This window comes from Streptomyces sp. SDT5-1 (genome assembly GCF_052245995.1).
Taxonomy (GTDB): domain Bacteria; phylum Actinomycetota; class Actinomycetes; order Streptomycetales; family Streptomycetaceae; genus Streptomyces.
Map to the genome: position 1 here is coordinate 4,039,601 of NZ_CM125963.1, position 26,529 is coordinate 4,066,129.

General features: G+C 70.5%; 27 protein-coding genes. 14 read left to right on the forward strand and 13 right to left on the reverse strand.

From position 1 onward, the window contains the following. Positions 1–69 precede the first annotated feature (69 nt). The 3 genes from folB to ACTWJ8_RS18650 all read left to right on the forward strand — a co-directional run bounded on the left by folB (position 70) and on the right by ACTWJ8_RS18650 (position 1,596). The gene (folB, locus tag ACTWJ8_RS18640) at positions 70–429 is read left to right on the forward strand and encodes a dihydroneopterin aldolase (protein ID WP_356389752.1); all 360 of its coding nucleotides are present in this window, start codon (positions 70–72) and stop codon (positions 427–429) included. Continuing rightward, the gene (folK, locus tag ACTWJ8_RS18645; RefSeq protein ID WP_356389754.1) at positions 426–1,025 is read left to right on the forward strand and encodes a 2-amino-4-hydroxy-6-hydroxymethyldihydropteridine diphosphokinase; all 600 of its coding nucleotides are present in this window, start codon (positions 426–428) and stop codon (positions 1,023–1,025) included. The genes folB and folK overlap by 4 nt, the downstream gene beginning before the upstream one ends. A gap of 88 nt (positions 1,026–1,113) precedes the next feature. Next, positions 1,114–1,596 carry a DUF3180 domain-containing protein gene (locus ACTWJ8_RS18650; protein ID WP_356389756.1) on the forward strand — a complete coding sequence of 161 codons (483 nt, stop codon included), beginning with the start codon at positions 1,114–1,116 and terminating at the stop codon, positions 1,594–1,596. 33 nt (positions 1,597–1,629) lie between these two features. On the opposite strand, the gene folE is transcribed toward ACTWJ8_RS18650, so the two are convergent. The 6 genes from folE to dacB all read right to left on the reverse strand — a co-directional run bounded on the left by folE (position 1,630) and on the right by dacB (position 9,140). Continuing rightward, positions 1,630–2,235 carry a GTP cyclohydrolase I FolE gene (folE, locus tag ACTWJ8_RS18655; protein WP_356389758.1) on the reverse strand — a complete coding sequence of 202 codons (606 nt, stop codon included), beginning with the start codon at positions 2,233–2,235 and terminating at the stop codon, positions 1,630–1,632. A 120-nt stretch (positions 2,236–2,355) separates the two neighbouring features. Next, positions 2,356–4,371 (reverse strand): ATP-dependent zinc metalloprotease FtsH, encoded by a 2,016-nt coding sequence (ftsH, locus tag ACTWJ8_RS18660; protein ID WP_443264933.1) that lies wholly within the window; start codon positions 4,369–4,371, stop codon positions 2,356–2,358. A 222-nt stretch (positions 4,372–4,593) separates the two neighbouring features. Beyond that, the gene (gene hpt, locus ACTWJ8_RS18665) at positions 4,594–5,154 is read right to left on the reverse strand and encodes a hypoxanthine phosphoribosyltransferase (protein ID WP_356389760.1); all 561 of its coding nucleotides are present in this window, start codon (positions 5,152–5,154) and stop codon (positions 4,594–4,596) included. 44 nt (positions 5,155–5,198) lie between these two features. Then, entirely contained in the window at positions 5,199–6,206 is a 1,008-nt protein-coding gene (gene tilS, locus ACTWJ8_RS18670) for a tRNA lysidine(34) synthetase TilS (protein WP_356389763.1), read from the reverse strand. A 226-nt stretch (positions 6,207–6,432) separates the two neighbouring features. Then, a complete protein-coding gene (locus ACTWJ8_RS18675) occupies positions 6,433–7,581 on the reverse strand; it encodes a zinc-dependent metalloprotease (protein ID WP_356389765.1) in 1,149 nt (382 codons plus the stop codon). Between the two features lie 89 nt (positions 7,582–7,670). Continuing rightward, positions 7,671–9,140, reverse strand: a complete 1,470-nt coding sequence (gene dacB, locus ACTWJ8_RS18680) for a D-alanyl-D-alanine carboxypeptidase/D-alanyl-D-alanine endopeptidase (RefSeq protein WP_356389766.1) — start codon at positions 9,138–9,140, stop codon at positions 7,671–7,673. An 86-nt stretch (positions 9,141–9,226) separates the two neighbouring features. On the opposite strand from dacB, the gene ACTWJ8_RS18685 reads away from it, so the two are divergent. Then, positions 9,227–9,718 (forward strand): inorganic diphosphatase, encoded by a 492-nt coding sequence (locus ACTWJ8_RS18685; protein ID WP_356389768.1) that lies wholly within the window; start codon positions 9,227–9,229, stop codon positions 9,716–9,718. Between the two features lie 123 nt (positions 9,719–9,841). Then, positions 9,842–11,509, forward strand: a complete 1,668-nt coding sequence (locus tag ACTWJ8_RS18690; RefSeq protein ID WP_356389770.1) for a threonine/serine ThrE exporter family protein — start codon at positions 9,842–9,844, stop codon at positions 11,507–11,509. Between the two features lie 178 nt (positions 11,510–11,687). On the opposite strand, the gene ACTWJ8_RS18695 is transcribed toward ACTWJ8_RS18690, so the two are convergent. Together ACTWJ8_RS18695 and ACTWJ8_RS18700 are read right to left on the reverse strand one after the other, a co-directional pair. Further along, positions 11,688–12,380 carry a DedA family protein gene (locus ACTWJ8_RS18695; RefSeq protein WP_443264578.1) on the reverse strand — a complete coding sequence of 231 codons (693 nt, stop codon included), beginning with the start codon at positions 12,378–12,380 and terminating at the stop codon, positions 11,688–11,690. 139 nt (positions 12,381–12,519) lie between these two features. Further along, positions 12,520–13,278 carry a MerR family transcriptional regulator gene (locus ACTWJ8_RS18700; RefSeq protein WP_356387357.1) on the reverse strand — a complete coding sequence of 253 codons (759 nt, stop codon included), beginning with the start codon at positions 13,276–13,278 and terminating at the stop codon, positions 12,520–12,522. Between the two features lie 146 nt (positions 13,279–13,424). Between ACTWJ8_RS18700 and ACTWJ8_RS18705 the strand changes: the two genes are divergently transcribed. Both ACTWJ8_RS18705 and ACTWJ8_RS18710 read left to right on the forward strand, forming a co-directional pair. Further along, positions 13,425–14,717: an ion channel protein gene (locus ACTWJ8_RS18705; RefSeq protein WP_356387354.1), complete on the forward strand. Its 1,293-nt coding sequence runs from the start codon at positions 13,425–13,427 to the stop codon at positions 14,715–14,717. Between the two features lie 42 nt (positions 14,718–14,759). Beyond that, on the forward strand, positions 14,760–16,187 hold the full coding sequence (locus ACTWJ8_RS18710) for a glutamate decarboxylase (RefSeq protein ID WP_443264579.1): 1,428 nt from the start codon (positions 14,760–14,762) through the stop codon (positions 16,185–16,187). Positions 16,188–16,193: 6 nt separating this feature from the next. Here the strand turns inward: ACTWJ8_RS18710 and ACTWJ8_RS18715 are convergent, their stop codons facing one another. From ACTWJ8_RS18715 to ACTWJ8_RS18725, 3 genes are all read right to left on the reverse strand, one after another. Then, a complete protein-coding gene (locus ACTWJ8_RS18715; protein ID WP_443264581.1) occupies positions 16,194–16,979 on the reverse strand; it encodes an ABC transporter permease in 786 nt (261 codons plus the stop codon). After that, complete coding sequence (locus ACTWJ8_RS18720) at positions 16,976–17,902, reverse strand: ATP-binding cassette domain-containing protein (RefSeq protein ID WP_443264582.1); 927 nt, start codon at positions 17,900–17,902, stop codon at positions 16,976–16,978. The genes ACTWJ8_RS18715 and ACTWJ8_RS18720 overlap by 4 nt, the downstream gene beginning before the upstream one ends. A gap of 94 nt (positions 17,903–17,996) precedes the next feature. Continuing rightward, positions 17,997–18,638 carry a PadR family transcriptional regulator gene (locus ACTWJ8_RS18725; RefSeq protein WP_356387342.1) on the reverse strand — a complete coding sequence of 214 codons (642 nt, stop codon included), beginning with the start codon at positions 18,636–18,638 and terminating at the stop codon, positions 17,997–17,999. Positions 18,639–18,751: 113 nt separating this feature from the next. Between ACTWJ8_RS18725 and ACTWJ8_RS18730 the strand changes: the two genes are divergently transcribed. From ACTWJ8_RS18730 to ACTWJ8_RS18745, 4 genes are all read left to right on the forward strand, one after another. Continuing rightward, positions 18,752–19,132, forward strand: coding sequence for a VOC family protein (locus tag ACTWJ8_RS18730; RefSeq protein WP_443264584.1), 381 nt, complete (start codon positions 18,752–18,754; stop codon positions 19,130–19,132). A 4-nt stretch (positions 19,133–19,136) separates the two neighbouring features. Beyond that, a complete protein-coding gene (locus tag ACTWJ8_RS18735) occupies positions 19,137–19,502 on the forward strand; it encodes a metalloregulator ArsR/SmtB family transcription factor (RefSeq protein ID WP_356387337.1) in 366 nt (121 codons plus the stop codon). After that, entirely contained in the window at positions 19,499–19,969 is a 471-nt protein-coding gene (locus tag ACTWJ8_RS18740) for an SRPBCC family protein (protein WP_356387335.1), read from the forward strand. The genes ACTWJ8_RS18735 and ACTWJ8_RS18740 overlap by 4 nt, the downstream gene beginning before the upstream one ends. Before the next feature lie 165 nt (positions 19,970–20,134). Continuing rightward, positions 20,135–20,377 (forward strand): DUF397 domain-containing protein, encoded by a 243-nt coding sequence (locus tag ACTWJ8_RS18745; RefSeq protein WP_306318576.1) that lies wholly within the window; start codon positions 20,135–20,137, stop codon positions 20,375–20,377. Positions 20,378–20,410: 33 nt separating this feature from the next. Here the strand turns inward: ACTWJ8_RS18745 and ACTWJ8_RS18750 are convergent, their stop codons facing one another. After that, complete coding sequence (locus ACTWJ8_RS18750; protein WP_356387332.1) at positions 20,411–20,908, reverse strand: ATP-binding protein; 498 nt, start codon at positions 20,906–20,908, stop codon at positions 20,411–20,413. Positions 20,909–21,165: 257 nt separating this feature from the next. Here ACTWJ8_RS18750 and ACTWJ8_RS18755 point away from each other — a divergent pair, with 257 nt between their 5' ends. The 3 genes from ACTWJ8_RS18755 to ACTWJ8_RS18765 all read left to right on the forward strand — a co-directional run bounded on the left by ACTWJ8_RS18755 (position 21,166) and on the right by ACTWJ8_RS18765 (position 24,189). Further along, entirely contained in the window at positions 21,166–22,062 is an 897-nt protein-coding gene (locus ACTWJ8_RS18755; protein ID WP_443264586.1) for a helix-turn-helix domain-containing protein, read from the forward strand. A gap of 98 nt (positions 22,063–22,160) precedes the next feature. Further along, positions 22,161–23,618, forward strand: coding sequence for an aldehyde dehydrogenase family protein (locus ACTWJ8_RS18760; RefSeq protein WP_443264588.1), 1,458 nt, complete (start codon positions 22,161–22,163; stop codon positions 23,616–23,618). A gap of 34 nt (positions 23,619–23,652) precedes the next feature. Next, the gene (locus ACTWJ8_RS18765; protein WP_443264590.1) at positions 23,653–24,189 is read left to right on the forward strand and encodes a hypothetical protein; all 537 of its coding nucleotides are present in this window, start codon (positions 23,653–23,655) and stop codon (positions 24,187–24,189) included. 1 nt (position 24,190) lies between these two features. Here the strand turns inward: ACTWJ8_RS18765 and ACTWJ8_RS18770 are convergent, their stop codons facing one another. Next, positions 24,191–26,473 carry an FUSC family protein gene (locus tag ACTWJ8_RS18770; RefSeq protein WP_443264591.1) on the reverse strand — a complete coding sequence of 761 codons (2,283 nt, stop codon included), beginning with the start codon at positions 26,471–26,473 and terminating at the stop codon, positions 24,191–24,193. Positions 26,474–26,529 lie beyond the last annotated feature (56 nt).

The window sequence follows — 26,529 nt, forward strand, 5'->3', positions numbered from 1 at the left end:
ATCGAGGCCGGGACATCGACCGCACATCGCTGGAACCGGCCCTCACCGACGACTGCAGGAGTGATTCGCGTGGATCGTGTCGCGCTGCGCGGCCTCAAGGCCCGCGGGCACCATGGTGTCTTCCCCGAGGAACGCGAGGAAGGCCAGACCTTCGTGGTCGACCTGGTGCTCGGCCTGGACACCCGCCCGGCGGCTGCCGACGACGACCTGGCGAAGACCGTGCACTACGGCATCGTGGCGGAGGAGGTCGTGGCCGTCGTCTCGGGCGACCCCGTGGATCTCATCGAGACGCTAGCCGAGCGCATCGCCCAGACATGCCTGAAGCACGAGGAGGTGCAGGAGGTCGAGGTCTGCGTCCACAAGCCGGGCGCGCCGATCACCGTGCCCTTCGACGACGTGACCGTCACCATCACCCGGAGCCGAGTATGAACAAAACTCCGTTCGACCCGACCGTCCAGCCGGTGCCGACCTCCGTGGTGGAACAGGTCGATGCCGCCGACACCACGCTCTCGAACCCGAAGCGCGCCGTCATCTCCCTCGGCTCGAACCTGGGCAACCGCCTGGAGACGCTCCAGGGCGCCGTCGACGCCCTGGAGGACACCCCCGGCGTCCGCGTCAAGGCCGTCTCTCCCGTCTACGAGACGGAGCCCTGGGGCGTCGACCCGGACAGCCAGCCGTCGTACTTCAACGCCGTGGTGGTCCTGAAGACCACGCTGCCGCCCGCCTCGCTCCTGGAGCGCGCGCACGCCGTGGAGGAGGCCTTCCACCGGGTGCGCGACGAGCGCTGGGGCGCCCGCACGATCGACGTCGACATCGTCGCGTACGCCGACATGGTCTCGGACGACCCGTACCTCACGCTGCCCCACCCGCGGGCCCACGAGCGGGCCTTCGTGCTGGCTCCCTGGAACGACGTGGACCCCGAGGCGCAGCTCCCCGGCCGCGGCACGGTGGCCCAACTGCTCGACGCCGTGACCCGAGAGGGCGTCGCGGCACGCGCCGACCTGGAACTCCGGCTGCCCGAGTAATCGTTAGGGTCTACCGGGCGCGGTCGACCGAAGACGGCCGGCGGCGACAGGCAACAGGGCCAGGACGGACGAGGGGCGACCAACCGGGATGAAGCAACTGCGCATCAGGACACTGGTCGGCCTCTTCGCCGTCGCCGGGGTGCTGTCCTGGGCCGGCGCCCGCCTGTGGGCCTCGCTCGGCACCCTGCCGAAGGTCCCGCTCGCCGCGCCCATCGTGCTCGCCGTGATCGCCGTGGTGCTGCTCGCGACGGCCCTGTCCATCCGCTCCCGGCTGCGCGCCCAGCGCGAGCGCAGGCCCGAGGCCAAGGGCGTCGATCCGATGATGGCGGCGCGCGCCCTGGTCTTCGGCCAGGCCAGCGCCCTGGTCGCGGCGCTCGTGGCCGGCATGTACGGCGGCACCGGCGTCTTCCTCCTGGAGTCCCTCGAGGTTCCGGCCCGCCGCGACCAGGCGATCTACGCCGGGTTCTCGGTGCTCGCCGGCGTCGCCGTCGTCGCGGCGGCCATCTTCCTGGAGCGGATCTGCAAGCTCCCGGACGACGAGGACGGCGAAGAGGCGGAGCCGGCCGCCTAGGCCGCACCCCGCCCCTTTCGAGAAACCAGCGCCTCAGCGCCCGATGATCAGGCTCATCGCCTCGCTGCGCGTCGCCGGGTCCCGCAGCTGACCGCGCACGGCCGATGTGAGCGTCTTCGCGCCTGCCTTGCGGACCCCGCGCATCGACATGCACATGTGCTCGCACTCGACGACGACGATGACGCCGCGCGGCTCCAGGATCTCCATCAGGGAGTCCGCGATCTGCGTCGTGAGACGTTCCTGCACCTGCGGGCGGCGGGCGTAGACGTCGACGAGCCGGGCCAGCTTCGACAGGCCGGTGATCTTGCCGTCGGCGGACGGGATGTACCCGACGTGGGCGACGCCCACGAACGGCACCAGGTGGTGCTCACAGCTCGACTGGACCTCGATGTCCTTCACCAGGACCATCTCGTCGTGCCCCAGGTCGAACGTCGTCGTCAGGACGTCCTCGGGCTTCTGCCACAGGCCCGCGAATATCTCCTTGTACGCGCGGGCGACCCGCCCCGGCGTCTCCCGGAGGCCCTCGCGGTCCGGGTCCTCGCCGACCGCGATGAGCAGCTCGCGCACGGCGTTCTCGGCCCGCTTCTCGTCGAACTCACCGATCGAGCCCTCGCCGTCCAGCGTCACCGGGTCGGTCATCAGGTGCCTCTTTCTCTACTTACATCAGCGCGCGGCAGCGCAAAGGCCGCGTCCCCCACACCGTAAAGCGTGGGGGACGCGGCCTGCATTCCGGGTCTGGCCTGCCCAGAGGGGGCGCGGTCAGCTCTCGGGGCGCTCTTCCTTCACCGTGTCCACCGGGGTGGTGGACTCGATGGCGGACGCCGTTCCGTTCGCCCCGTTCGTCAGCGACAGCTCCTTGGGGGAGAGCACCGGCGGGCGGGTCGAGGGGGTGCGGCGGGCGGAGCCGGTCCACGCGGGGCGGGCCGGGCGCTTCACGACCGGAGCGAAGATCTCGGCGATCTGCTCCTTGTTCAGCGTCTCCTTCTCGAGCAGCGCGAGGACCAGGTTGTCCAGGACGTCGCGGTTCTCGACGAGGATCTCCCACGCCTCGTTGTGCGCGGTCTCGATGAGCTTCTTGACCTCTTCGTCGACGAGCGCGGCGACCTCTTCCGAGTAGTCGCGCTGGTGCGCCATCTCGCGGCCGAGGAACGGCTCGGAGTTGTCGCCGCCGAACTTGATCGCGCCGAGCCGCTCGGTCATGCCGTACTGCGTGACCATCGCGCGGGCCGTGGTGGTGGCCTTCTCGATGTCGTTCGCGGCACCCGTGGTCGGGTCGTGGAAGACGAGCTCCTCGGCCGCGCGGCCGCCCAGCATGTAGGCGAGCTGGTCGAGCATCTCGTTGCGCGTGGTCGAGTACTTGTCCTCGTCCGGGAGCACCATCGTGTACCCGAGCGCGCGGCCGCGGGACAGGATCGTGATCTTGTGGACCGGGTCGGAGTTCGGCGAGGCCGCCGCGACCAGGGCGTGACCGCCCTCGTGGTACGCGGTGATCTTCTTCTCCTTGTCCGACATGATCCGGGTCCGCTTCTGCGGGCCCGCGACCACACGGTCGATCGCCTCGTCGAGCATCTGGTTGTCGATCAGCTTCCGGTCCGAGCGGGCCGTCAGGAGCGCGGCCTCGTTCAGCACGTTGGAGAGATCGGCACCGGTGAAGCCCGGCGTGCGGCGGGCGACGGCCGACAGGTCGACGTCCGGGGCGACCGGCTTGCCCTTCTGGTGGACCTTGAGGATCTCCAGACGGCCCTGCATGTCCGGGCGGTCGACCGCGATCTGGCGGTCGAAGCGGCCCGGGCGCAGCAGCGCCGGGTCGAGGATGTCCGGCCGGTTCGTGGCGGCGATCAGGATGACGCCGCCCTTCACGTCGAAGCCGTCCATCTCGACGAGCAGCTGGTTGAGCGTCTGCTCGCGCTCGTCGTGACCGCCGCCGAGGCCCGCGCCGCGGTGGCGGCCGACCGCGTCGATCTCGTCGACGAAGACGATCGCCGGGGCGTTCGCCTTGGCCTGCTCGAAGAGGTCACGGACTCGGGAGGCACCGACACCGACGAACATCTCGACGAAGTCGGAACCGGAGATCGAGTAGAACGGGACGCCCGCCTCGCCCGCGACGGCGCGCGCGAGCAGCGTCTTGCCCGTACCGGGCGGGCCGTACAGCAGCACGCCCTTGGGGATCTTGGCGCCGACGGCCTGGAACTTGGCCGGCTCCTGGAGGAACTCCTTGATCTCGTGGAGCTCCTCGACGGCCTCGTCGCTGCCCGCGACGTCGGCGAACGTCGTCTTGGGGGTGTCCTTGGTGATGAGCTTGGCCTTGGACTTCCCGAAGTTCATGACTCGGGAGCCGCCGCCCTGCATCTGGTTCATCAGGAACAGGAACACGACGACGATGAGCACGAAGGGCAGCAGCGAGAGCAGGATGCCCACGAAGGGGTTCTGCTTCGACGGGGAGACGGTGTACCCGTCAGGGATCTGCTTGTCCTCGAACTTGGCCTGAAGACTCTTGGCCACGTCGACGCCCTGGTCGCCGATGTAGCTCGCCTGGATCTTGCTCGAGCCGTCGACCTTCTGGCCGTCCTTCAGCTCGACCTTGATGGTGTCTTCATCGCCGGTGGTCAGCTTGGCCGACGTCACCTTGTTGTCGTTGATGGCCTGAATTACCTGGCCGGTGTCCACCGTCTTGTAGCCGCCGGACGAACCGACGACCTGCATCAACACGACCACGGCAAGGACGGCCAGCACGATCCACATGACCGGCCCACGGAAGTATCGCTTCACGTCCATCCATACGGAGCGGTGCCGCCCCGTCCCTCCTGCCATAGTGAGTTTGATAAGGCTGTTTGAAGCTGTTGCTGCTGTTGGAGCTGTTTGAAGAACTGTTCTTCGGACGGTACCCCAGCATTGTCACCCGAAGCCGCAGGGGACGACCGAGAATCTGCCCTTCGCATGCTCCAACGGCGGGAAGCCCGCGAGGGTTCCCGCCCCCGCGGCGGGCCTGACGGCTCCTCAGCCGCCGTAGACGTGCGGCGCGAGGGTGCCGACGAACGGCAGGTTCCGGTACTTCTCCGCGTAGTCCAGGCCGTACCCGACCACGAACTCGTTCGGGATGTCGAAGCCGACCCACTTCACGTCGATGTCGACCTTGGCCGCCTCCGGCTTGCGCAGCAGCGTGCACACCTCGAGGGAGGCGGGCTCGCGCGAGCCGAGGTTGGTGAGCAGCCAGGACAGCGTCAGACCGGAGTCGATGATGTCCTCGACGATCAGGACGTGCTTGTCCTTGATGTCGGTGTCCAGGTCCTTGAGGATCCGCACCACGCCGGAGGACTGGGTGCCCGAGCCGTACGAGGACACCGCCATCCAGTCCATCGTGAGCGGGGTGGACAGGGCGCGCGCCAGGTCCGCCATGACCATCACGGCGCCCTTGAGGACCCCGACGATCAGCAGTTCCTTGCCCGCGTACTCCGCGTCGACCTTCGCGGCCAGCTCGGCCAGCTTCGCGTCGATCTCTTCCTTGGTGATGAGCACCGACTGAAGGTCGGTGCCCATGTCTTTCGCGTCCACCCGCATCACTTTCGGTCGTCCCACCGGCCGCCGCGACGTGAGCCGCGAACTCAGCCTTGCCGGATGACCAGTCTGCCACCCTGCCGCTGAGCGAGAACTTTGCCCGGCAGATTGATCTCTCCCTGGCCCCGCCAGCCCGTGATCAGGCGGTCGACCTCCTCGATGTGCCGGGCGAACAGGGCGCCGGCCGGGGCGCCCGCCTCGATGGCCGCCTTGCGCAGGATCCGGCGGCGCACGGCGGGCGGCAGCGCGTACAGCTTCGCGCATTCGAGGAGTCCGGCCGCGTCCCGCACGGATTCCGTGGCCTCGCGGGCCCAGGTGTCGAGCGCGTCGGCGTCGTCGCGCGACAACTGGGCCGTACGGGCGAGTGCCTCGACGACACCCTTGCCGAGCGCCTTCTCCAGGGCGGGCAGGCCCTCGTGGCGGAGCCTGGACCTGGTGTACGCCGGGTCGGTGTTGTGCGGGTCGTCCCAGACGGGCAGATGCTGGACCAGGCAGGCCTTGCGGGCGGTCTGCCGGTCGAGGGTCAGGAAGGGCCGTCGGTAGCGGCCGCGGGTGCCGGAGACGGCGGCCATCCCGGACAGGGAGCGGATGCCGGAGCCGCGGGCGAGGCCGAGCAGGACGGTCTCGGCCTGGTCGTCGCGGGTGTGGCCGAGCAGGACGGCGGCGGCGCCGAGGCGTTCCGCCGCGGCGTCGAGGGCGGCGTAGCGGGCGTCGCGGGCGGCGGCTTCCGGGCCACCGTCGCGGCCGACGTCGACGGCGGCGGACTCGACGGGGTCGAGGCCGAGGGCGGTCAGGCGCAGGACGACGTCCTCGGCGCGGCTGTCGGAGCCGGCCTGGAGGCCGTGGTCGACGGTGATGCCGCCGGCGCGGAGGCCGAGCTTGGGGGCCTCGAAGGCGAGGGCGGAGGCGAGGGCCATGGAGTCGGCCCCGCCGGAGCAGGCGACGAGCACCAGGGGCCGTTCGCCCGGGGAGAGCGGGGGGTGCTCGCTGAGGATGTCGTGGAGGACGCGGCGGACCGCCAGGCGTATCGCCGCGACCGCAGGATGGGGACCCATGTCCGGTTCCCTTCATTCCGTTGTCTGGGGGGTGGGCGCTGCTGGGACCAACTCGAACCGGACCAGCGCCGGCTGACCCGGCTCATTCGCTCAACGGTGACCCGGTGAGATCGGTCACGCAGAGTGTGTCGATGGTGACAGAGCCGAGCGGTTCCCCGAGCATTGCACGCCAGCCCACGGCCCACGGTCCCTCGGATGGGTGATCCTGGGCAATTATGGGCGTGCCCTACGGGGCTTCGTGAGCGCCGTCCGACCTGTTGTGCACCCGCGCGACCCAGTCCGCCGGTTTGGCGATCTCCGCCTTGGTCGGCAGCGTGTTGGGCGAGGTCCAGACGCGATTGAAGCCGTCCATGCCTACCTCGTCGACGACGGCCCGTACGAACTTCTCGCCGTCGCGGTACTGGCGCAGCTTGGCGTCGAGGCCGAGCAGCTTGCGCAGCGCAAGGTCGAGCCGGGAAGCGCCCTTCTGCCTGCGCTGCTGGAACTTCTCGCGGATCTCCTCGACCGACGGCACGACGGCGGGTCCCACGCCGTCCATCACGTAGTCCGCGTGCCCTTCGAGGAGGGACATGACGGCGGTCAGACGGCCCAGGATCTCGCGCTGCGCCGGGGTCTGCACCAGTTCGACGAGGGAGCGCCCGCCGTCGTCCTCCTCGCCCTCGGGGCGCCCGCCGGCCAGCGACTGGGCGGCCTCCCGCACCCGCTCGAGGAAGGTCGAGGGGTCGACCTCGGTCTCCTCCAGGAATGACTGGATCTCGCCCTCGAGGTGGTCGCGCAGCCAGGGCACGGCCGTGAACTGGGTGCGGTGCGTCTCCTCGTGGAGGCAGACCCAGAGCCTGAAGTCGTGGGGCTCGACGTCGAGTTCGCGCTCGACGTGGACGATGTTCGGCGCCACGAGGAGGAGCCTGCCGCCGCCGTTCGGCGCCGCGGGCAGCTCACGGGTGGCGGGGGCGAAGGTCTCGTACTGGCCGAGGACACGGGAGGACAGGAACGAGAGCAGCATGCCGAGCTCGACGCCGGTGACCTTGCCGCCGACCGCGCCGAGCACCGCGGGCCCGGGGCCCGAGCCGCGCCGGTCGTTCATCTTGTCGAGGAGCGGCCTGAGGACCTCGCGGAAGCCCGCGACATTGGCCTTCACCCAGCCGGGTCGGTCGACGACAAGGACCGGGGTGTCGTGCTCGGCCTCCGTCGCCATCCGCGTGTACGCCCGGACGTGCTCCTCGGAGGCCTTGGCGTGCCGGCGCAGCTCCGCGACCACGGCCCGCGCCTCGTCCCGACTGACCTCTGGACCTGGTCGTACGAGACGGGTCGCGGTCGCCACCGCGAGGTTCCAGTCGACCATTCCCGAAGATGCAGCACCGCCGAGGCTCGTCATGCGTCAACGGTACGTGACCCCTCGCCCACGGGGAGAGGGGTCGGCCCCGGAGCGCCGCCCCACTTCCGCCCCGGGAAACCCTTAAGGGTTCACCGGCAGCCGCAGTTCGCGACGGACGAGGCGAGGCGGTCGAGGCCGGACTGGGCGGCCTTGGGGTCGGTGGCGCCCTCCGTCATGAAGGCGAAGACGAGGAGGCGTCCGTCGGCGTCGACGACCGTCCCCGCCAGCGTGTTGACGCCGGTCAGGGTGCCGGTCTTGGCGCGGACCAGGCCGGTCCCGGAGGCGTCGGCCGCGTCCTCGTAGCGGCTCGCGAGGGTGCCGGTGAAGCCGGCGACCGGCAGGCCCGTGAGGACGGAGCGCAGCTCGGGGCGCGACGGGTCGGCGGCCTTGGCGAGCAGCCCGGTGAGCAGGTCGGCGGAGACCTTGTCGGCGCGGTCGAGGCCGCTGCCGTCGGCGAAGTGCGCGTCCTTGAGGGGGAGCCGGAGCTTTGCGAGCTGCTTCTTGACGGCCTTTCCGCCGCCTTCGAAGTCGTGGCTGCCGCCCGCCGCGACGGCGGTCTGCCGGGAGAGCGCCTCGGCAATGTCGTTGTCGCTGTGCGTGAGCATCCGCTCGACCAGGGCGGACAGCGGCGGCGAGGTCACCTTGGCGACCTTCTCGGCCTTCGCGGGTGCCTTGGCCGACTTGGGGTCGCCGCCCTTGGTGTCGATGCCGCGGTCCTTCAGGAGGTCGGCGAACTTCTTCGCCGCGGCGGCCGCCGGATCGGCCTCCCGGGTGGCCGGGCCGCTGGCCGAGTCGTCGGTGCGGGCCTCGTCGGCCATCAGGGGTGTGACCCGGGCGAGGTTCTCGTTGGGGCCGATGGGGTGGGTGTCGGGCCCGGAGTAGAGCGAGGTGTCGTACGCGAGCGTGACCTTGTCGATGTCGCGTCTCTTGAGGTCCTTGGCGGTGGCGTCGGCGAGAGTGCGCAGGCTGGCGGCACCGTAAGGATTCTTCTCGCGGGCCGTGAGGGTCGGATCGCCGCCGCCGATCAGGATCAGCTTCTTGGCGTCCTCGTCCAGGGCCGTCCGGGTGGCGATGCGGTGGTCGGGGCCCGCCGCGGAGAGCGCCGCCACGGCCGTGGCGAGCTTCGTCGTGGACGCCGGGGTGAGGGTGTCGCCGGGCGAGCGTCCGTAGAGCCTCTTTCCGGTGACGGCGTCGACGACGGCCGCGGTGCGGTGGCCGCCGAGCGCGGGGCTCTTCAGGAGCGGGTCGAGCACGTCGGCGAGGGCGCTCTCGGTGGGGCCGGGCGCGGCCGCTCCGGGGGCCGCGAGGACCGCGGGGGCGCTGGGCGCCGCGGCGGCCTCACGGCCGTGATCTGTACCACCCCGGGCCTCCGAGGAGGCGGCCCGGTCGGCCTCGGCCTTACGCTGACCGGAAGCGTCCCAGGGACCGGCCGCGACCGCCACGACGGCCGCGAGGGCGAGACCCACCGCCGTCGCGCCCACCGTGACGTGCTTGGTCTTGGATCCGGCAACAGTCTTCGCCGCACTCTTCACGAGCTGCGAAGCCTTCGGCTCCGGCACCGTGGACCAGCCCCTTTCGCGATCACACATCTGCGTAGGGGACACTTAACCACCAGACGTTTGTGTTGATCATGGAGGAGCCACCGGTGGAGTTCGACGTCACGATCGAGATTCCCAAGGGATCGCGGAACAAGTACGAGGTCGACCACGAGACCGGTCGCATCCGCCTCGACCGTCGTCTGTTCACGTCGACCGCCTACCCGACGGACTACGGCTTCGTCGAGGACACGCTGGGCGAGGACGGCGACCCGCTGGACGCCCTGGTCATCCTGGACGAGCCGACGTTCCCGGGCTGCCTCATCAAGTGCCGCGCGATCGGCATGTTCCGAATGACGGACGAGGCCGGCGGCGACGACAAGCTGCTGTGCGTCCCGGCGACGGACCCGCGGATGGAGCACCTGCGCGACATCCACCACGTCTCCGAGTTCGACCGCCTGGAGATCCAGCACTTCTTCGAGGTCTACAAGGACCTCGAGCCCGGCAAGTCCGTCGAGGGCGCCGACTGGGTCGGCCGCACCGAGGCCGAGGCCGAGATCGAGCGTTCCTACAAGCGCTTCCAGGACAACGGCGGCCACTGAGCCTCCCCGCGTTCACCAACGGGCCGCCCCCCTGGGGCGGCCCGTTCGCGTATCTGTGCGCATACTGAGGCGTACGTGCGGTACACGGATACGACGCGACGCGAAGGGCGAGGAACGACACAGGTGACGGAGCGGGAGTCCGAGGCCCCCGAGGACCGCAAGCCGCAGTCCGACGAGGCGCGCAGCGCGTTCACGCAGCCCATCGGGATCATCACGCCGCCCCCGGCGGCCGACGAGGATTCGTCGACCACCTCGGAGTTCGCGGTGCCCGACGGGCTGAGCGTGCAGGCACCGGAGCCGGTGGAGACCGAAGGGTCGGCGTTCACCCCGCCGCGGACGTACAGCGCCCGCGAGTCGCCGCCCGCGTTCACCCCGCCGCAGGGCATCCCGATGATCAGGCTCGCCAAGGAGGCGCCCTGGCAGGACCGGATGCGCACGATGCTGCGGCTTCCGGTCGCCGAGCGGCCCGCGCCCGAGCTGGTGCAGAAGCACGACGAGGAGTCGGGCCCCGCCGTCCCGCGCGTGCTCGACCTGACGCTGCGTATCGGTGAGCTGCTGCTCGCGGGCGGCGAGGGCGCCGAGGACGTGGAGGCGGCGATGTTCGCCGTGTGCCGGTCCTACGGGCTCGACCGCTGCGAGCCGACCGTGACGTTCACGCTGCTGTCGATCAGCTTCCAGCCGTCCCTGGTGGACGACCCGGTCACCGCCTCGCGCACCGTGCGCCGCCGCGGCACCGACTACACCCGCCTCGCGGCCGTGTACCGGCTCGTCGACGACATCAGCGACGAGGAGGTGGACGTCTCCCTGGAGGAGGCCTACCGGCGCCTCGCCGAGATCCGCAGGAACCGGCACCCGTACCCGGGCTGGGCGCTCACCGCGGCGAGCGGGCTGCTCGCCGGGTCCGCCTCCATCCTGGTCGGCGGTGATCTGCTGGTGTTCGTCGTCGCGGCGATCGGCGCGATGCTCGGCGACCGGCTCGCGTGGCTGTGCGCGGGGCGCGGGTTCCCGGAGTTCTACCAGTTCACGGTGGCCGCGATGCCGCCCGCCGCGATCGGTATCGCGCTGACCCTCGCGCACGACTACGTCGATGTGCGGGCGTCCGCGGTGATCACCGGTGGTCTGTTCGCGCTGCTGCCGGGGCGGGCCCTCGTGGCCGGTGTGCAGGACGGACTCACCGGCTTCTACATCACGGCCGCGGCCCGACTGCTGGAAGTCATGTACTTCTTCGTGGGCATCGTCATCGGCGTACTGATCATGCTCTACGTGGGGGTGCAGCTGGACGCCCAGCTGGACCCGGAGCAGGCGCTGGGGGCCGTCACCAAGCCGGTGTGGCAGATCGTGGCGTCGATGTCGCTGTCGCTCGCGTTCGCCGTGCTGCTCCAGCAGGAGCGGGCGACGGTGATCGCGGTGACGCTCAACGGCGGGGTGGCGGGCGCGATCTTCGGTGCGCTGCACTACCAGGGCGGGATCTCGCCGGTGGCCGCCACGGCCGCGGCGGCGGGGCTCGTCGGCCTGTTCGGGCAGCTCTTCTCGCGCTACCAGTTCGCTTCGGCGCTGCCGTACGTGACGGCCGCGATCGGCCCGCTGCTGCCCGGTTCGTCGACGTACTTCGGACTGCTGGCGATCGCGCACAGCGACGTGAACAACGGGCTCGTGTCGCTGTCCAAGGCGGCGGCCCTGGCCCTCGCCATCGCGATCGGCGTGAACCTCGGTGGCGAGATCTCCCGCCTGTTCCTGCAGGGCCCCGGCGCGGCGGGCCGCCGCGCTGCCAAGCGCACCAGGGGCTTCTAGGGCCTGTCGTCAAACTCCCGTCGTCGCCCGAAGGGCGGCGGCGCGGCGTCTGGTGCGTGCGATCGCAAGGCGCCGGAAGATCCTAGTAGCGGAGCTACTCGGGTCTTTCGGCAACGCAGCGAGCGTGCGTGCCAGGCGTCGCGCCGCAGACGGGAGTTTGACGACAGGCCCTAGGGCCTCAGCGCTTGGCGTGGCGGCGGCGTGTCGGCGCCGGCGGGACCTCTCCGGCCTGGGCCGACGCCGCGGCCTCCTTCTTGGACTTGCCGCGGGCGCGCAGGAACTCGATCACGATCGGCACCACCGAGACCAGGACGATCAGGATCAGGATCGCCTCGATGTTCTTGTGCACGAACTCGATGTTGCCGAGCCAGGAGCCGAGCAGCGTCACGCCCGCGCCCCACAGCACACCGCCGATCACGTTGAACGTGAGGAACGAGCGGTACCGCATGCCCGAGACGCCCGCGATGATCGGCGTGAACGTCCGGACGATGGGCACGAAGCGGGCCAGGACCAGGGACTTCGGGCCGTGCTTCTCGAAGAACTCGTGCGCCTTGGTGACGTTCTCCTGCTTGAAGAGCCGGGAGTCCGGGCGCTTGAAGAGGGACGGGCCCACCTTCTTGCCGAACATGTATCCCGCCTGGTCACCGAGGATCGCGGCGAGGCAGATCAGCCCGATGGCGCCCCACAGCGGGAAGTCCAGCTGCTTCGACGTGATCAGCAGACCGGTCGTGAACAGCAGCGAGTCGCCCGGCAGGAAGAAACCGATCAGCAGGCCCGACTCGGCGAACACGATGAGCAGCAGGCCCCAGATGCCGAACGTGTTCAGCAGATAGTCCGGGTCCAGCCAGCTTGGTCCTAGAGCAAGCGTCATCACGGGTCCGGACTCCTGAGGGGCTTGGGCGGCAGGTCAAGTGCAATGGCGGTGCAAAGTTATCAACGCCGGTTCTCGCTGCCAGGTTCCAGTGGCCCTCTCAGAATGCACTGTGCCGAAACTGTGGCACACCTGTCAGTCAGACATTTCGGACTGCGTTGGCGTGGATCGCGTCACGCAGGTGCTCCGCGACGCCCTCGCCCATGGCGTCGTAGTACGCCTTGAAGCGCGCGTCGTCGACGTACATGTCGCCGAAGCAGACGTGCATCTCGTACGAGACCTCGAAGAACCAGCGCGAGACGTGCGCGCGGTGCTCCTCCGCCAGATCCATGGCGCGCTCGCCGTCCGCGGGCTCGCCGGCCGCGACCAGGGCCGCGTAGCGCGCGTTCCAGTCCTCGTTCTCGGCCTGGAGGCGCTGCCAGTCCTCCTTCGTGTACGTCGCCGCCCTGCGCTGCGACTCGGCGTACGCGTCCGTGCCGCCCCAGCGCTCGCGGGTCTCCTCGTCGTACTGTCCGGGGTCGTCCTCCCCGAAGACCTCGAAGCGCTCCTCCGGAGTGAGCTGGATTCCCATCTTCTGTGCCTCCATGGCGTGTTCGACGGCCTCGGCCATCTTCTGAAGTCTCTCGATGCGGGCGGTCAGCAGGTGGTGCTGGCGCCGCAGGTGTTCGCGCGGGTCCGTGTCCGGGTCGTCGAGCAGCGTCTGGATCTCGTCGAGCGGGAAGCCGAGCTCCCGGTAGAAGAGGATCCGCTGGAGCCGGTCCAGGTCGCCGTCGCCGTACCGGCGGTGCCCCGCCGCGCTGCGCTCGCTCGGCGCGAGCAGCCCGATCTCGTCGTAGTGGTGCAGGGTCCGCACGGTGACCCCGGCGAACCGCGCGACCTGGCCCACGGAATGGCTCATCCGCCGCGCCTCCTTTCTCGTACGTGATTCAGCTTGGGTCCTCACGTGACGTGAGGTGCAAGTCGATTCGCCGAGAGACTTCTCGGGAGGCTTCCCGGCAGGCCTCTCGGGGTGTTATGCCCCTTATGTCCGCCTAAAGTGGCGCCGTGAGCACGCACACCGAGATCGAACCGACGCCCCCGCCCGCCGTCTCCGCTCGCACCCTGCTGCCGTTCGTCCTGCCCGCGCTCGTGGTGGGCGTCGGGTGCAGCGTGCTGTTCCTGGCGCTCGACTGGATCGCCGAGAAGCTGTCCCACCTGGTGTGGGAGGACCTTCCCGACGCCCTCGGCGTCGGGCACTACTCCTCGCTGTGGATCATCGTGATGCTCACCGCCACGGGCGTCCTCGTCGGGCTCGTGGTCTGGAAGGCGCCCGGCCACGCGGGCCCCGACCCGGCGACCATGGGGCTCGGCGGCGAGGACCCCCTGCCCCCTTACGTGCTCCCGGGGCTCGCGCTCGCCGCCGCCCTGATGCTGGCGGGCGGGCCGAGCCTCGGCCCCGAGAACCCGATCATCGCGGTGAACGTGGGCCTCGCGTTCTGGCTCGGAAAGAAGCTGGTGCCGAAGTCGCCCGCCACGATGTGGGTGAACCTGGCGACGGCGGCGACCGTCGGCGCCCTGTTCGGCACGCCGATCGCCGCCGCGCTGCTGGTCTCCGAGGGGCTGGCGGGGCGGCCGATGCCGATGAAGGGCTCGCTCTGGGACAACATGTTCGGCCCGCTGCTCGCCGCCGCCGCGGGCTCCATGACGACGTCGCTGCTCGCCTCGCCCTCCTTCGACCTGGGCCTGCCGCCGCTCAGCGATCCCGACTGGGTGGACCTCCTGTCGGCGATCGTGGTCGCGTGCGCCGCCGCCGTGTTCACGATGGCCGCCGTGTACGCCTTCCCGTACGCGCACCGTGCCTTCGGGAGGCTCGGCCACCCGATGCTCGCCCTGCCGGTCGGCGGGCTCGTCCTCGGCCTGCTCGGGGCGCTCGGCGGCGAGCTGACGCTGTTCAAGGGGCTGGCCGAGGTCAAGGAGATCGCCGGCTCGCCCGACGGCCGCTCCGCCGGGGAGTTCGCCCTCCTCACCGTGGTGAAGCTGGCGGCGCTCGTCATCGCGGCGACCTGCGGGTTCCGGGGCGGCCGGATCTTCCCCGCGGTCTTCGTGGGCGCCGCGTTCGGCCTGTTCGCGCACGCGCTGGTGGCCGACGTGAACCCCTCGGTCGGGATCGCGGCCGGGGTGCTCGGGGTGCTGCTCGCGGTCACCCGGCAGGGCTGGGTCAGCCTCTTCACCGCGGCCGTCCTGGTCGCCTCCCCCGCGATCATCGCCCTGATGTGCATCGCGTCGCTGCCCGCCTGGCTGCTGGTGACCGGGCGGCCGCAGATGCAACTGTCGGAGGACGGCGCGGCGATCCGCTGAGCGGTCACCGCACCCGCCCTCCTACGCAAAGGAGTTGAGCCCATGTCACCCCTGCACCAGAGCCCGGCCGACCGCTACGGGAAGCCCGACGAGCGCCCGGTCTCCGTCAACCCCTTCTACGGGGAGGCGAATCCGACGGCTGGGATGGCGGACGCCCCGCCCAAGTCCCGGCTCCCCGACCGGCCGCTCGCGCCCATGACGGCGTATCAGCTGGTGCACGACGAGCTGATGCTGGACGGCAACTCCCGGCTGAACCTCGCCACGTTCGTCACGACGTGGATGGAGCCGCAGGCGGGCGTCCTCATGGGCGAGTGCCGGGACAAGAACATGATCGACAAGGACGAGTACCCGCGGACGGCCGAGCTGGAGCGGCGGTGCGTCGCGATGCTCGCCGACCTGTGGAACGCACCCGACCCGGCCACCGCCGTGGGCTGTTCGACCACCGGGTCGAGCGAGGCGTGCATGCTCGCCGGGATGGCGCTCAAGCGGCGCTGGGCGCTGCGCAACGCCGACCGCTACCCCTCGCGCGAGGCCCGACCGAACCTCGTCATGGGCGTGAACGTGCAGGTCTGCTGGGAGAAGTTCTGCAACTTCTGGGAGGTGGAGGCGCGGCAGGTGCCGATGGAGGGCGACCGCTTCCACCTCGACCCGGCCGCCGCCGCGGAGCTGTGCGACGAGAACACCATCGGCGTCGTCGGCATCCTCGGCTCGACCTTCGACGGCTCGTACGAGCCGATCGCCGAGCTGTGCGCCGCGCTCGACCGGTTGCAGGAGAAGACCGGGATCGACGTCCCCGTGCACGTCGACGGGGCCTCCGGCGGCATGGTCGCGCCGTTCCTCGACCCGGACCTGGTGTGGGACTTCCGGCTGCCGCGGGTGGCGTCGATCAACACGTCGGGGCACAAGTACGGGCTCGTGTACCCGGGCGTCGGCTGGGCGCTGTGGCGGGACGCGGAGGCCCTGCCCGAGGAACTCGTGTTCCGGGTCAACTACCTGGGCGGCGACATGCCGACCTTCGCGCTCAACTTCTCGCGGCCCGGGGCGCAGGTCGTCGCGCAGTACTACACGTTCCTGCGGCTCGGCCGGGAGGGCTACCGGGCCGTGCAGCAGGCCACACGGGACGTGGCGCGCGGACTCGCGGAGCGGATCGAGGCGCTGGGCGACTTCCGGCTCCTGACGCGCGGCGACGAGCTTCCGGTGTTCGCGTTCACCACGGCGCCCGAGGTGACGGCGTACGACGTGTTCGACGTGTCGCGGCGGCTGCGGGAGCGGGGCTGGCTCGTCCCCGCGTACACGTTCCCCGCCCACCGGGAGGATCTGGCGGTGCTGCGGATCGTGTGCCGCAACGGCTTCTCGTCCGACCTGGCGGAGCTGCTCCTGGAGGACCTCGGCCGGCTCCTGCCCGAACTGCGTCGGCAGCCGCACCCCTTCACCCACGACAGGGCTGCGGCCACCGGCTTCCACCACTAGGGCCCGCTACTTGCTCAGGCCCGCGAACCTGCGGACCGCCAGCGGGAAGAACACCGCGACCATGCCCACCGGCCACGCCACCGCGAGCAGCACCTCGTCCGCACCGCCCGGGTTGCCGAACAGGTGGCGGACCGAGGAAGCGGTGGCCGACATCGGGTTCCACTCGACGACGGCGCCCAGCCAGTCGGGCATGGTCGACGGCACCGTGAAGGCGTTCGAGAGGAACCCGACCGGCCACACCAGGATCTGCACGGCCTGCACCAGCTCCGGCTTCCCCGCCACCATGGCCAGCCAGATGCCGAGCCACAGCATCGCGAAGCGCAGCAGGAGCAGCAGCCCGAACGCGCCGAGCACCGCGCCGAACGAGCCGTGCGCCCGCCAGCCGATGGCGAGCCCGACCCCGGCCATGACCAGGACCGACGCCGCCGACTGGAGCATGTCCGCCACCGAACGGCCCACGAGCACCGCCCCGTTCGTCATCGGCAGCGACCGGAACCGGTCGACGACCCCCTTGTCGAGGTCCCGGGTGATCGCCACCATCGTCGACTCGAGGCCGAACGCCATGGTCAGCGCGAGCATGCCCGGGACGAGGAAGTCGACGTAGTCCCCCTCGACGCCCTTGCCGCCCCCGATGAGGTAGCCGAACATCACGAGCAGCATCACGGGGAAGACCAGGTTCACGACGACCTGGACCGGCTGCCGCGCCCAGTGCGCGAGTTCGCGCCGGGTCATGGTCCAGGAGTCCGTGACCGCCCAGCCCATCGACGTACCCGAGCTCATGGCCGTACTCATGCGGGGACCTCCGTCAGACGCAGGAACACCTCGTCGAGCGTGGGGCGGCGCAGTGCCACGTCCTCCGCCTCGACGCCGGTCTCCTGAAGGGCTCGTACGACATCGGTGAGCGCGGTCATCCGGTCGGTCACGGGAGCGCTCACCAGGCGGCGGTCCGCGTCGACCGCCGCGTCGGCGGGCAGCAGGGCGGCCACCCTCGGCAGGTCCCCGGCGTCCCTGACCACGACGTCGATCCGGTCGCCTCCCAGCTTGGCCTTCAGCTCGTCCGGCGTGCCGTCCGCCACGACCCGCCCCCGGTCGACGACCGAGATCCGGTCGGCCAGCTGGTCCGCCTCCTCCAGGTACTGCGTGGTCAGCAGCACCGTCGTGCCGCCGCCGACCAGCGAGCGCACGGCGTCCCAGACCTCGGTGCGGCCGCGCGGGTCGAGCCCTGTCGTGGGCTCGTCGAGGAAGAGCACCTCCGGGTCCGTGATCAGCGAGGCGGCGAGGTCGAGGCGGCGCCGCATGCCACCGCTGTACGCCCTGACCTGCTTGCGGCCCGTGTCGGCGAGGCCGAAGCGGGCGAGCAGTTCGTCGGCCCGCGCTCCGGCGCGGCGGGCGCCCAGGTGGTGCAGCCTGCCGAACATCTCCAGGTTCTGCCGGCCGCTCAACTCCTCGTCGAGGGCGGCGTGCTGGCCGAGCAGTCCGATGTGGCGGCGGACCGCGTCGGGGTCGGCGCGCACGTCGTGGCCCGCCACCTCGACCCGGCCCGCGTCGGGCCGCAGCAGCGTCGTCATGATGCGCACGGCGGTGGTCTTGCCCGCCCCGTTCGGCCCCAGCACGCCGTGCACGGTGCCCCGGCCGACCGCCAGGTCGAGTCCGTCGAGCGCCGCCCTGTCCCCGTACCGCTTCCGCACGTCCTCCGCGAGGATCGCGTCCGTCATCCGGCTCCCTCCGCGGCCCATGACCCCATGAGCCCTAATCAAACTTGACTAGATGGGCGAAGGTAACCGAGGCGGATCCATTCGTCAAACTTGATTAGCGGTCGCCCTCCGCGGGCCGCTCCCCCGCCGCGAACGGGTTCTCCTGCCCCTCGGCGAGCACACCGACGAACGGCTCGCCCTCGCCCGCGAAGGTGTAGGCCCCACCCTCGATGCGGGCGATCAGACCCTTGGTCCACGTGGCGCCGGTGTCGGCCGAGTAGACCCAGTGGTTCATGATCTCGCCGATGTGGCCCAGCTGTTCGGGGCCCTCGTCGGGCGTGTAGTACTCGGTGACCGAGCGCCGCCACTCCTCCATGGCGCGCACCCGCTCCTTGAGCAGCGCCACGACCTCGTCGCGCGGCAGGTCGACCATGCAGCCGAGCCCCGCCGTGAGGATGTCGGGCCGCTGGTCGTACGAGGTGAGCGAGGCACGGACCAGCGAGAGGTACTCCTCCTGACCGCGCTCCGTCAGCTCGTACTCGGTGCGCGGCGGGCCGCCGGCCGTGGACGGGGCGATCTCGTGGGCGCGCAGCAGCCCCTGCTTCGCCATCTGCTTGAGCGCGTGGTAGATCGAGCCGGGCTTGGCGTTCGACCACTCGTGGGCGCCCCAGTACTCCAGGTCGTTGCGTACTTGGTACCCGTGCGCACGGCCGTGCTGCCGCACGGCTCCCAGCACCAGCAGACGGATCGCTGACATGGGCTCCAGCGTAGACGGCAGGGGTGCGGGGGCCGCCGGTCGGGCGCCGACAGGACGCGTAGGTGATTCCCTACGTTTGACGCGTAGGGAAAACCCTACGTATCGTCGACCTCATGAACATCACCCACGCCTCCTTCCTCACCCTCCCCGTCTCCGACCAGGACCGGGCGCTGCGCTTCTACGTCGACGTGCTCGGCTTCGAGGTCGTCGCCGACCGGCAGATGCCGCCGGGGCGGTGGCTCCAGGTGGCGCCCGCCGGGGCGCAGACCGTGCTCACGCTCGCGGGACCCGGCATGGGCGATTTCGTGCCCGGATCGGCGCGGGGGATCATGTTCGTGACGACCGATGTCGACGCCGACTGCGCACGCATCAGGGCCGCCGGCGTCGAGGTCGGCGGGCCCGACGAGCTGCCGTGGGGCCGGATGGCGAGCCTGTCCGACCCGGACGGCAACGGCCTGATGCTGATCACCGAGAACGAGACGGGAAGTTACTGACCCCATGACCTCCGCGAGCGCCGGCACCACCGCCCGAGGACAGGACCCGGACCGGGTCTTCGCCGCGCTCGCCAACGGCACCAGGCGCGAGGTCCTGCGCCTGCTGCGCGAGGAGGGGCCGCTGCCGGCGGGCGCCATAGCGAACCGCTTCGACATGGCCCGCCCCAGCCTCTCCGAGCACCTGAAGGTGCTGCGCGACGCGGGCCTCGTCTCCGAGGAGCGCGCGGGGCGGCAGCGGATCTACCGCCTGGAGGCCGCCCCGCTCGCCGACGTGCAGGACTGGCTGCATCCCTACGAGCGGTTCTGGCGGAAGAAGCTGAGTGACCTCAGCGACGTACTGGACGCCATGCCCGACGATGACGCGTCATGAGCATCGACGAGCCGGACCCCGCGCCCGACCCCACCACGATCACGGTCGACCAGTTCCTCCCGCATCCCCCCGCGAAGGTCTGGCGCGCGCTGACGGAACCGGAACTGATCCGGCGTTGGATGATGCCGGGTTCCGAACAATTCCGGCTGACCGTGGGTCACCGCTACACGATGACGGCGGTGCCGCGACCGAACACCAATTTCTCCGGAACGGTGGAGGCCGAGGTCCTCGCGTACGAGGACGGGCGGATGCTGCGGATGCGCTGGACGGATCGGGATCCGGCCAATTCCGTTGACTGGACCATCACATGGACGCTGCACGCCGAAGGCCGTGGGACGCGGCTTTTCCTGGTTCATGAAGGATTCGATCCGGACGACCCCGCGCAGGCGATGGCTCGAAAGATCATGGACGGTGGATGGCGCTCGCATGTAATGCGGGCCCTTGGGCAGGCGCTTTCCGAGCTGTAACTGCGAGAACACCCCGCGTGCACGTGCATCTGCCCATGCATGCGCATTTGAACGCAGCTATGATCCTGGACAGTTGGGGCAGTTGATCACTGCTGTCCCGGCATTCACATCGACAGCAGAAGCATTCACTGTTACAGCACTGACAGCACCACCGGGGAGCGAACCGTGCACCACGTGTACAACGGCATGGCGGCCACGGAGTTGCACGGAGTGGTCTGGCAGAAGAGCAGGCACAGCAACTCGCAGGGTTCCTGCGTGGAGTTCGCCAAGTTGCCCGGCGGAAGGGTCGCCGTGCGCAACTCGAACTTTCCGGAAGGGCCCGCACTCGTCTATACGCCCGCGGAGATAGAAGCGATGCTCCTGGGCGTGAAGGACGGGGAATTCGACCATCTGGTGGCGGGAGCCTGAGGCGGCGCCGAAGGGCGACGCGCGGGGCCCGGCTCAGAGCCTGAAGAGGGCCCAGACCACCTTGCCGCTCGGGGCGCCCGCCAGCGGGTGCCAGCCCCAGCCGTCGGCGAAGGAGTCGACGAGAAAGAGCCCGCGGCCGGACTCCGCCGAGAAATCGGCGTCGATGTCCACCTCTTGGGCCACCGGGCTCTCGTCACTGGGATCGCGGACCGCGCACACTACGCGCGAAGACCAGTGCATCAAATGCAGCCGCACGGGCGGGTCCTGGCCGTGCGGGGAGTTCGCAGGAAGGCCGTGCCGCAGGGCATTGGTGACGAGTTCGGATACCACCAGACAGATGTCGTCGAAGCGCTCCAACGCATCCCAGTCGCCGAGCGTTCTGCGGCTGAACTCCCGTGCGCAGCGCACCGCTTCGTACCGGGCCGGCAGGGCGCAGGACGCGGTGCTGGAGACGGCCGACGGGTCGACCGGGGGCAGGCTGTGTCCCCGTGCGTCTAAAGACTCAAGCATGGTCGATCCGTTCGTCCCCATGCGAGGCACTCCCCATTTTCGCAGTACGCAGCGAGCGGTGGTGGCGCCATCGTTCCGAATGCGTACAGCGGATGCAAGGGCAGATGCACGTGCACGCGCCCGACTTGAGCGAGCCCGTACCGCTTCTCGTGCATTTCTTCCTACGCCTTCTTGCGCATGTAGTTCGTGATCTTTCCGTTTCTGTAACCGAACGAGTACAGGCTGGAGCGTTTTGATGGCAGACTTCGGCCGTGGACCAATGGGGAGGATGAAGAGACGTGACCGCTGGGGAGGCATGGGGGTCGCCCCAGGCGCTGAACTCTGGTGGAGGCTCGGTGGTGCGACGCATCCTGCTGGGCTCACAGCTGAGGCGCCTGCGGGAGTCGCACGGGATCACCCGCGAGGCCGCCGGCTACTCGATTCGCGCCTCCGAATCGAAGATCAGCCGCATGGAGTTGGGACGGGTGAGCTTCAAGACGCGCGATGTCGCCGACCTGCTGACGCTGTACGGAGTGGATGACGAGGCCGAGCGCACCGCGCTGCTCTCGCTCGCGAAGGAGGCCAACGTCGCGGGCTGGTGGCACAGTTACAGCGACGTGCTGCCCGGCTGGTTCCCCACGTACCTCGGGCTCGAGGGCGCGGCCACGCAGATCCGCGGCTACGAGGCGCAGTTCGTGCACGGACTGCTCCAGACCGAGGGGTACGCCCACGCGGTCGTCGAGCAGGGCATGAAGGGTGCCTCCCACGAGGACATCGAGCGCCGCGTCGCACTGCGCATCGAGCGGCAGAAGCTGCTGGTCGCCGAGCGGGCGCCGGAGGTCCACATCGTGCTCGACGAGGCCACGGTGCGGCGCGTGCAGGGCGGGCGCGACGTGATGCGCGGACAGCTTGAGCATCTGATCGAGCTGGCCTCGCTGCCCCATCTGACGCTTCAGATCATGCCGTTCAGCCACGGCTGGCACGCGGGCGAGTCCGGCACGTTCACCATCCTCACGTTCCCCGAGTCCGAGCTCTCGGACGTCGTCTTCCTCGAACAGCTCACCAGCGCGCTGTACCTGGACAAGCGCGAGGACGTGGCGCAGTACGCGAAGGCGATGACGGATCTGTCGGCGCAGTGCCCCTCCCCCGAGGACAGTGTGCGACTGCTGCGTGACGCGCTGTCCGAATTGGCCTGAGAGTCAAGCGAGTTGAGCGAACCCTTGCCGCAACCGCCGTTACTCACCCGTACGATGACGTCACATCAGAGGTGCCCGGCGATGCAGCAAGGGATGGCATGTCCTACTTCACGGAACTGGACCGGCAGTACATCGACGGCACGTGGCGTCCCGGACGCGGGGCATGGGACATCATCGACTTCAATCCCTACAACGGTGACAAGCTCGCCTCGATAACCGTCGCCTCCGTCGAGGAGATCGACGAGGCGTACCGCGCGGCCGAGCGCGCGCAGAAGGACTGGGCGCGGACCAACGCGTACGAGCGCCGGGCGCTCTTCGAGCGCACCCTGCGCCTCCTGGAGGAGCGCGAGGCCGAGATCACCGAGGCGATCATCGACGAGCTCGGTGGTACGCGGGTCAAGGCCGGCTTCGAGCTGCACCTCGCCAAGGAGTTCCTGCGCGAGTCGATCCAGCTGGCGCTGCGCCCCGAGTACAGCGTCATCCCGTCGCCCGTCGACGGCAAGGAGAACCGGCTCTACCGGGTGCCGGTCGGTGTCGTCGGCGTCATCTCGCCGTTCAACTTCCCGTTCCTGCTGTCCCTCAAGTCAGTGGCACCCGCGCTCGCGCTCGGCAACGGCGTGGTCCTCAAGCCGCACCAGAACACCCCGGTCACCGGCGGCTCGCTGATCGCGAAGCTCTTCGAGGACGCGGGCCTGCCCGCCGGGCTGCTCAACGTCGTGATCACCGACATCGCCGAGATAGGCGACGCGTTCCTGACCCACCCGGTGCCCAAGGTCATCTCATTCACCGGCTCCGACCAGGTCGGCCGGCACGTCGCTACGGTGTGCGCCGCGCAGTTCAAGCAGTCGATCCTCGAACTCGGCGGCAACAGCGCGCTGACCGTCCTCGACGACGCCGACGTCGACTACGCGGTCGACGCCGCGGTCTTCAGCCGGTACGTGCACCAGGGCCAGGTCTGCATGGCCGCCAACCGGATCCTCGTGGACCGCAAGGTGGAGAAGGAGTTCACGGAGAAGTTCGTCGCGAAGGTCTCCTCCCTCAAGGCCGGCGACCCGCGCGACCCGGACACTGTGATCGGCCCGGTCATCAACTCCACGCAGGCGGACGCCATCGCGGGCACCGTCGCCACCGCCGTCGCCGAGGGCGCCACCGCCCTCGTACGCGGAGGGGTGGACGGAAACCTGGTCGAGCCGTCCGTGCTCACAGGCCTGCCCGCCGACTCGCCCGTCCTGCGGCAGGAGATCTTCGGCCCGGTCGCGCTGCTCGTCCCGTTCGACGGGGACGAGGAGGCGGTGCGGATCGTCAACGACACCCCGTACGGCCTGAGCGGCGCCGTGCACACGGCCGACGTGGAGCGCGGTGTGGCGTTCGCACAGCGGATCGACACCGGCATGTTCCACGTGAACGACGGAACCGTGCACGACGAGCCGCTCGTCGCCTTCGGTGGACAGAAGCAGTCCGGGATCGGCCGCCTCAACGGCGAGGCGACACTGGAGGCGTTCACCGCCCAGAAGTGGATCTCGGTGCAGCGGGGCCGCTCCCGGTTCCCGTTCTGAGGACGTACTGACGTTGGGGGAAGTTGTGCGCGTTGTGCGCGGCAGGACCGTACGAGGCGTCGTGGGCGCCGCGGCCGTGGTGGCGGCGCTCGCCGTGAGCGGGTGCAGCGGCGGTGGCGGTGACAGCGACGGCGGTGGCGGCAAGGAGACGTCGTCGTCCGCGGCGCCGGACGGCGGATCGTCGTCCGGCGCCGGCTCGGACTCGGGGTCCGGCTCCGACTCCGACTCCGACTCCGGGAACGAAGCCGGCGCCGGGACGGCGAAGGACGCCGAGGGCATCTGGAAGGCGTCCACCGACGGCAAGCCCGTCGTGCTCGTCGTCGGAGCCCGGCAGGCCGCCCTGACCACCGCCGACGGACACCTGTGCACCGGCACGCTGTCCGGCTCCGACCAGCCGAAGCTCAGCCTCAAGTGCGCCGACGGGGACACCGAGCGGACGGCGGGCGAGGTCGAGTCCAACGACGGCAGCACGATGCGGATCGCGTGGGACGCGGGCAAGAAGGACACCTTCAAGAAGTCGAAGGGCGACAAGCTCCCGACGGACCTGCCCAGCGGTCTCCCGACGAACTGAGTCAGCCCCGCTCGGACGGCTCGCGGGACTCCGTCGACTCCCTGGTCATCGGGGGCACGTCGGTGTCCAGGGCCTCGGACAGCTCCTCCAGCGTCTCGAGGAACAGCCCCGCGCCCCTGCGCACCACCCGGTCGGGCACGCCCTCGCCGTCCCAGGCGTCGAGGGCCTCGCGGACCGCCTTCCAGCGCGGGATGCGGCGCTCGCGGATGGCCTGGGCACCGTCGCGGGTCGCTGCGCGCAACGCCTCGGCGAGGGCGTCCGCCGCGGGCACCGGGGTCGCGCCGCGCTCCGGGAGGTGCGCCTCCATCAGCATCACGACGCGGCCGATGTGGTGCAGGGCGTGCGCGGCGTCGTCGGCGGCGGCGTTCGACAGGCCGCGGTGGCGCACGGGTTCGGTCTTGGCCCGGGTCGCGGCCTGCTCCCAGGCGATGTGCGCGTCACGGGCCTTCAGCAGGGCCTCGCGGACATCCGGGCAGCTCTTGCCCGCCGGGCTCGCGTAGTGGGCGACGACCGCGGCGGCGTACTCGCCGAGCGCGGCCAGCCAGTCGGCGAGGCGGGTGCGCAGGCGCGGGGTCTCCCAGGCCGGGTACAGGGCGTACGACGTCATGGCCAGGACCCCGCCGACGAGGGTCAGCACGACGCGCTCGGGGACCGTCTGGCTCCACTCCTGCCCGCCCATGCCCAGCAGGAACACGACGTACATGGCGATGCAGCCCTGCGCGGCGAGCTGGCCCGTGCGCATCAGCAGGTACATCAGCGCCGCGCAGACCACGGCGAGCACGGCCGAGAGATACGTTCCGGGGTGCGCGAGCTGGAGGATCGCGGTGGCCAGGGTGACGCCGACGAGGGTGCCGCCGAAGCGGGCGATCGCGCGGGAGTACGTCTGCGAGAAGTCGGGCCGCATCACCATCACGGCGGACATCGGGGCCCAGTACCCGTGCCCGTACGGCAGCACCTCGCCGATGAGATACCCCGCGACGGCCACGGCCGCCACCCGATTCGCATGCCGCAACACGGGCGACCCCGGCCGCGCCTCCCTCTTCATGGCCCGCACGGCGACGGGAAGCAGGGTGAAAATACTGGGCCGCCGCAGCGGCACGGGGGCCGAAGTGTCCGGTTGAGCGGGCACATCCAGCCCCGCCGGCGATTGAGGCGCGGGGTCCGGGGCGGAGCCCCGAGGCGTAGGGGCGGGTGGGGCGGCGGCGTCCGGCTGGGTGGGCAATTCAAGCCCCTGCGGCGATTGAGCAGCGGGGTCCGGGGCGGAGCCCCGAGGCGTGGGATCGGGTGGGGCGGAGCCGGACGTGCCGCCTGCCGTTTCCAGGACATCGCGGAGCAGCGAGCCGAGCCGGGCCGCCGCCCGCTGCGGCGGCCCGGAAAGAATCACCCCGGTGTCCGGCGACCGGAACGCCGCGATCGCATCCGGCGGAACCTTCACGCGCGACCCGTGCCGAATCGCCCGCGCCGCCGCATCGAGAATCGCCCCCGCCGCGGCGAGCAGCTCCCGCACCCGATCCCGCTCCGGCCCCTCCTCCGGCACCCCCACCGCCGGATCCGCCAACGACGCGAGCACCGGCCGGATCCGCTCCGCGACCCCCCGCGTCCCGTGCAACTGCGCGGGCCGCGTCCGCGCCTGCCGGGGCGTGAGCGCGGCGGCACTGCGCGCCAGCATCAACGGCTCGGGGTCGAACGGCGCCACCGGATCGTGCCGCAACCGCCGCGCGTAGTCCGCCTCCGCCGCGAGCGCGTCGGCGAGCGCGTCGCGGTGCGCGCCCCATCGTCGTACGGGAAAGAGCACCACGAGGGCCGCCTGGACGAGCCCGCCGAAGGCCATCATCGCCGCGTGCCCCGCCGCCTCCGCGACGGTCGTCGGCAGGGTGATGGTGACCAGCATCATCGCGACGTTCGACGACGCCATGATCCCGATGGTCGGCCCCGCCGCCCAGGCGAGCCCCGCGAGGTACGTCCACAGCGCGAGCAGCGGCAGGAAGAGGAAGAGGTGGGACCCGGTGAGGTAGCCGAGGAACGTGGAGACGCCGAGGCTGGCGCCGGACGCGAGCGCGAGCTCCGGCCGCGGCCGCCAGCTCCGCTGGAACGTGGCGATGGCCGCCTGGAACGCCCCGAACGCCGACCCCGCCGCCACCGCGGGCCCGAACAGCGTCAGGCTGACCGCGATCACGATCGCGAGCCCCGCGGCGCCGCGCAGCGCGATCAGCGGTTCGAGCCGCTTGCGCTCCACGGTCAGGCCCGAGCGCGTGGTCACCTTCAACGCCCGGAACCAGCTCATTTCGCCAGAATACGGGCATCGGCCGATCACGGATCGGCTCGGCTCACCCCACCCGC

Bases quoted from the DNA above. Each gene is read 5' to 3' on its own strand.
- ACTWJ8_RS18715 (WP_443264581.1), bottom strand. From the start codon at position 16,979: ATGAGTACGGCCATGAGCTCGGGTACGTCGATGGGCTGGGCGGTCACG.
- ACTWJ8_RS18720 (WP_443264582.1), bottom strand. From the start codon at position 17,902: ATGACGGACGCGATCCTCGCGGAGGACGTGCGGAAGCGGTACGGGGAC.
- hpt (WP_356389760.1), bottom strand. From the start codon at position 5,154: ATGCGGGTGGACGCGAAAGACATGGGCACCGACCTTCAGTCGGTGCTC.
- ACTWJ8_RS18695 (WP_443264578.1), bottom strand. From the start codon at position 12,380: ATGACGCTTGCTCTAGGACCAAGCTGGCTGGACCCGGACTATCTGCTG.
- ftsH (WP_443264933.1), bottom strand. From the start codon at position 4,371: ATGGACGTGAAGCGATACTTCCGTGGGCCGGTCATGTGGATCGTGCTG.
- ACTWJ8_RS18650 (WP_356389756.1), top strand. From the start codon at position 1,114: ATGAAGCAACTGCGCATCAGGACACTGGTCGGCCTCTTCGCCGTCGCC.
- ACTWJ8_RS18735 (WP_356387337.1), top strand. From the start codon at position 19,137: ATGACCTCCGCGAGCGCCGGCACCACCGCCCGAGGACAGGACCCGGAC.
- ACTWJ8_RS18750 (WP_356387332.1), bottom strand. From the start codon at position 20,908: ATGGGGACGAACGGATCGACCATGCTTGAGTCTTTAGACGCACGGGGA.
- folK (WP_356389754.1), top strand. From the start codon at position 426: ATGAACAAAACTCCGTTCGACCCGACCGTCCAGCCGGTGCCGACCTCC.
- ACTWJ8_RS18700 (WP_356387357.1), bottom strand. From the start codon at position 13,278: ATGAGCCATTCCGTGGGCCAGGTCGCGCGGTTCGCCGGGGTCACCGTG.
- ACTWJ8_RS18725 (WP_356387342.1), bottom strand. From the start codon at position 18,638: ATGTCAGCGATCCGTCTGCTGGTGCTGGGAGCCGTGCGGCAGCACGGC.
- ACTWJ8_RS18710 (WP_443264579.1), top strand. From the start codon at position 14,760: ATGTCACCCCTGCACCAGAGCCCGGCCGACCGCTACGGGAAGCCCGAC.
- ACTWJ8_RS18770 (WP_443264591.1), bottom strand. From the start codon at position 26,473: ATGAGCTGGTTCCGGGCGTTGAAGGTGACCACGCGCTCGGGCCTGACC.
- ACTWJ8_RS18730 (WP_443264584.1), top strand. From the start codon at position 18,752: ATGAACATCACCCACGCCTCCTTCCTCACCCTCCCCGTCTCCGACCAG.
- folE (WP_356389758.1), bottom strand. From the start codon at position 2,235: ATGACCGACCCGGTGACGCTGGACGGCGAGGGCTCGATCGGTGAGTTC.
- ACTWJ8_RS18760 (WP_443264588.1), top strand. From the start codon at position 22,161: ATGTCCTACTTCACGGAACTGGACCGGCAGTACATCGACGGCACGTGG.
- tilS (WP_356389763.1), bottom strand. From the start codon at position 6,206: ATGGGTCCCCATCCTGCGGTCGCGGCGATACGCCTGGCGGTCCGCCGC.
- ACTWJ8_RS18740 (WP_356387335.1), top strand. From the start codon at position 19,499: ATGAGCATCGACGAGCCGGACCCCGCGCCCGACCCCACCACGATCACG.
- ACTWJ8_RS18675 (WP_356389765.1), bottom strand. From the start codon at position 7,581: ATGACGAGCCTCGGCGGTGCTGCATCTTCGGGAATGGTCGACTGGAAC.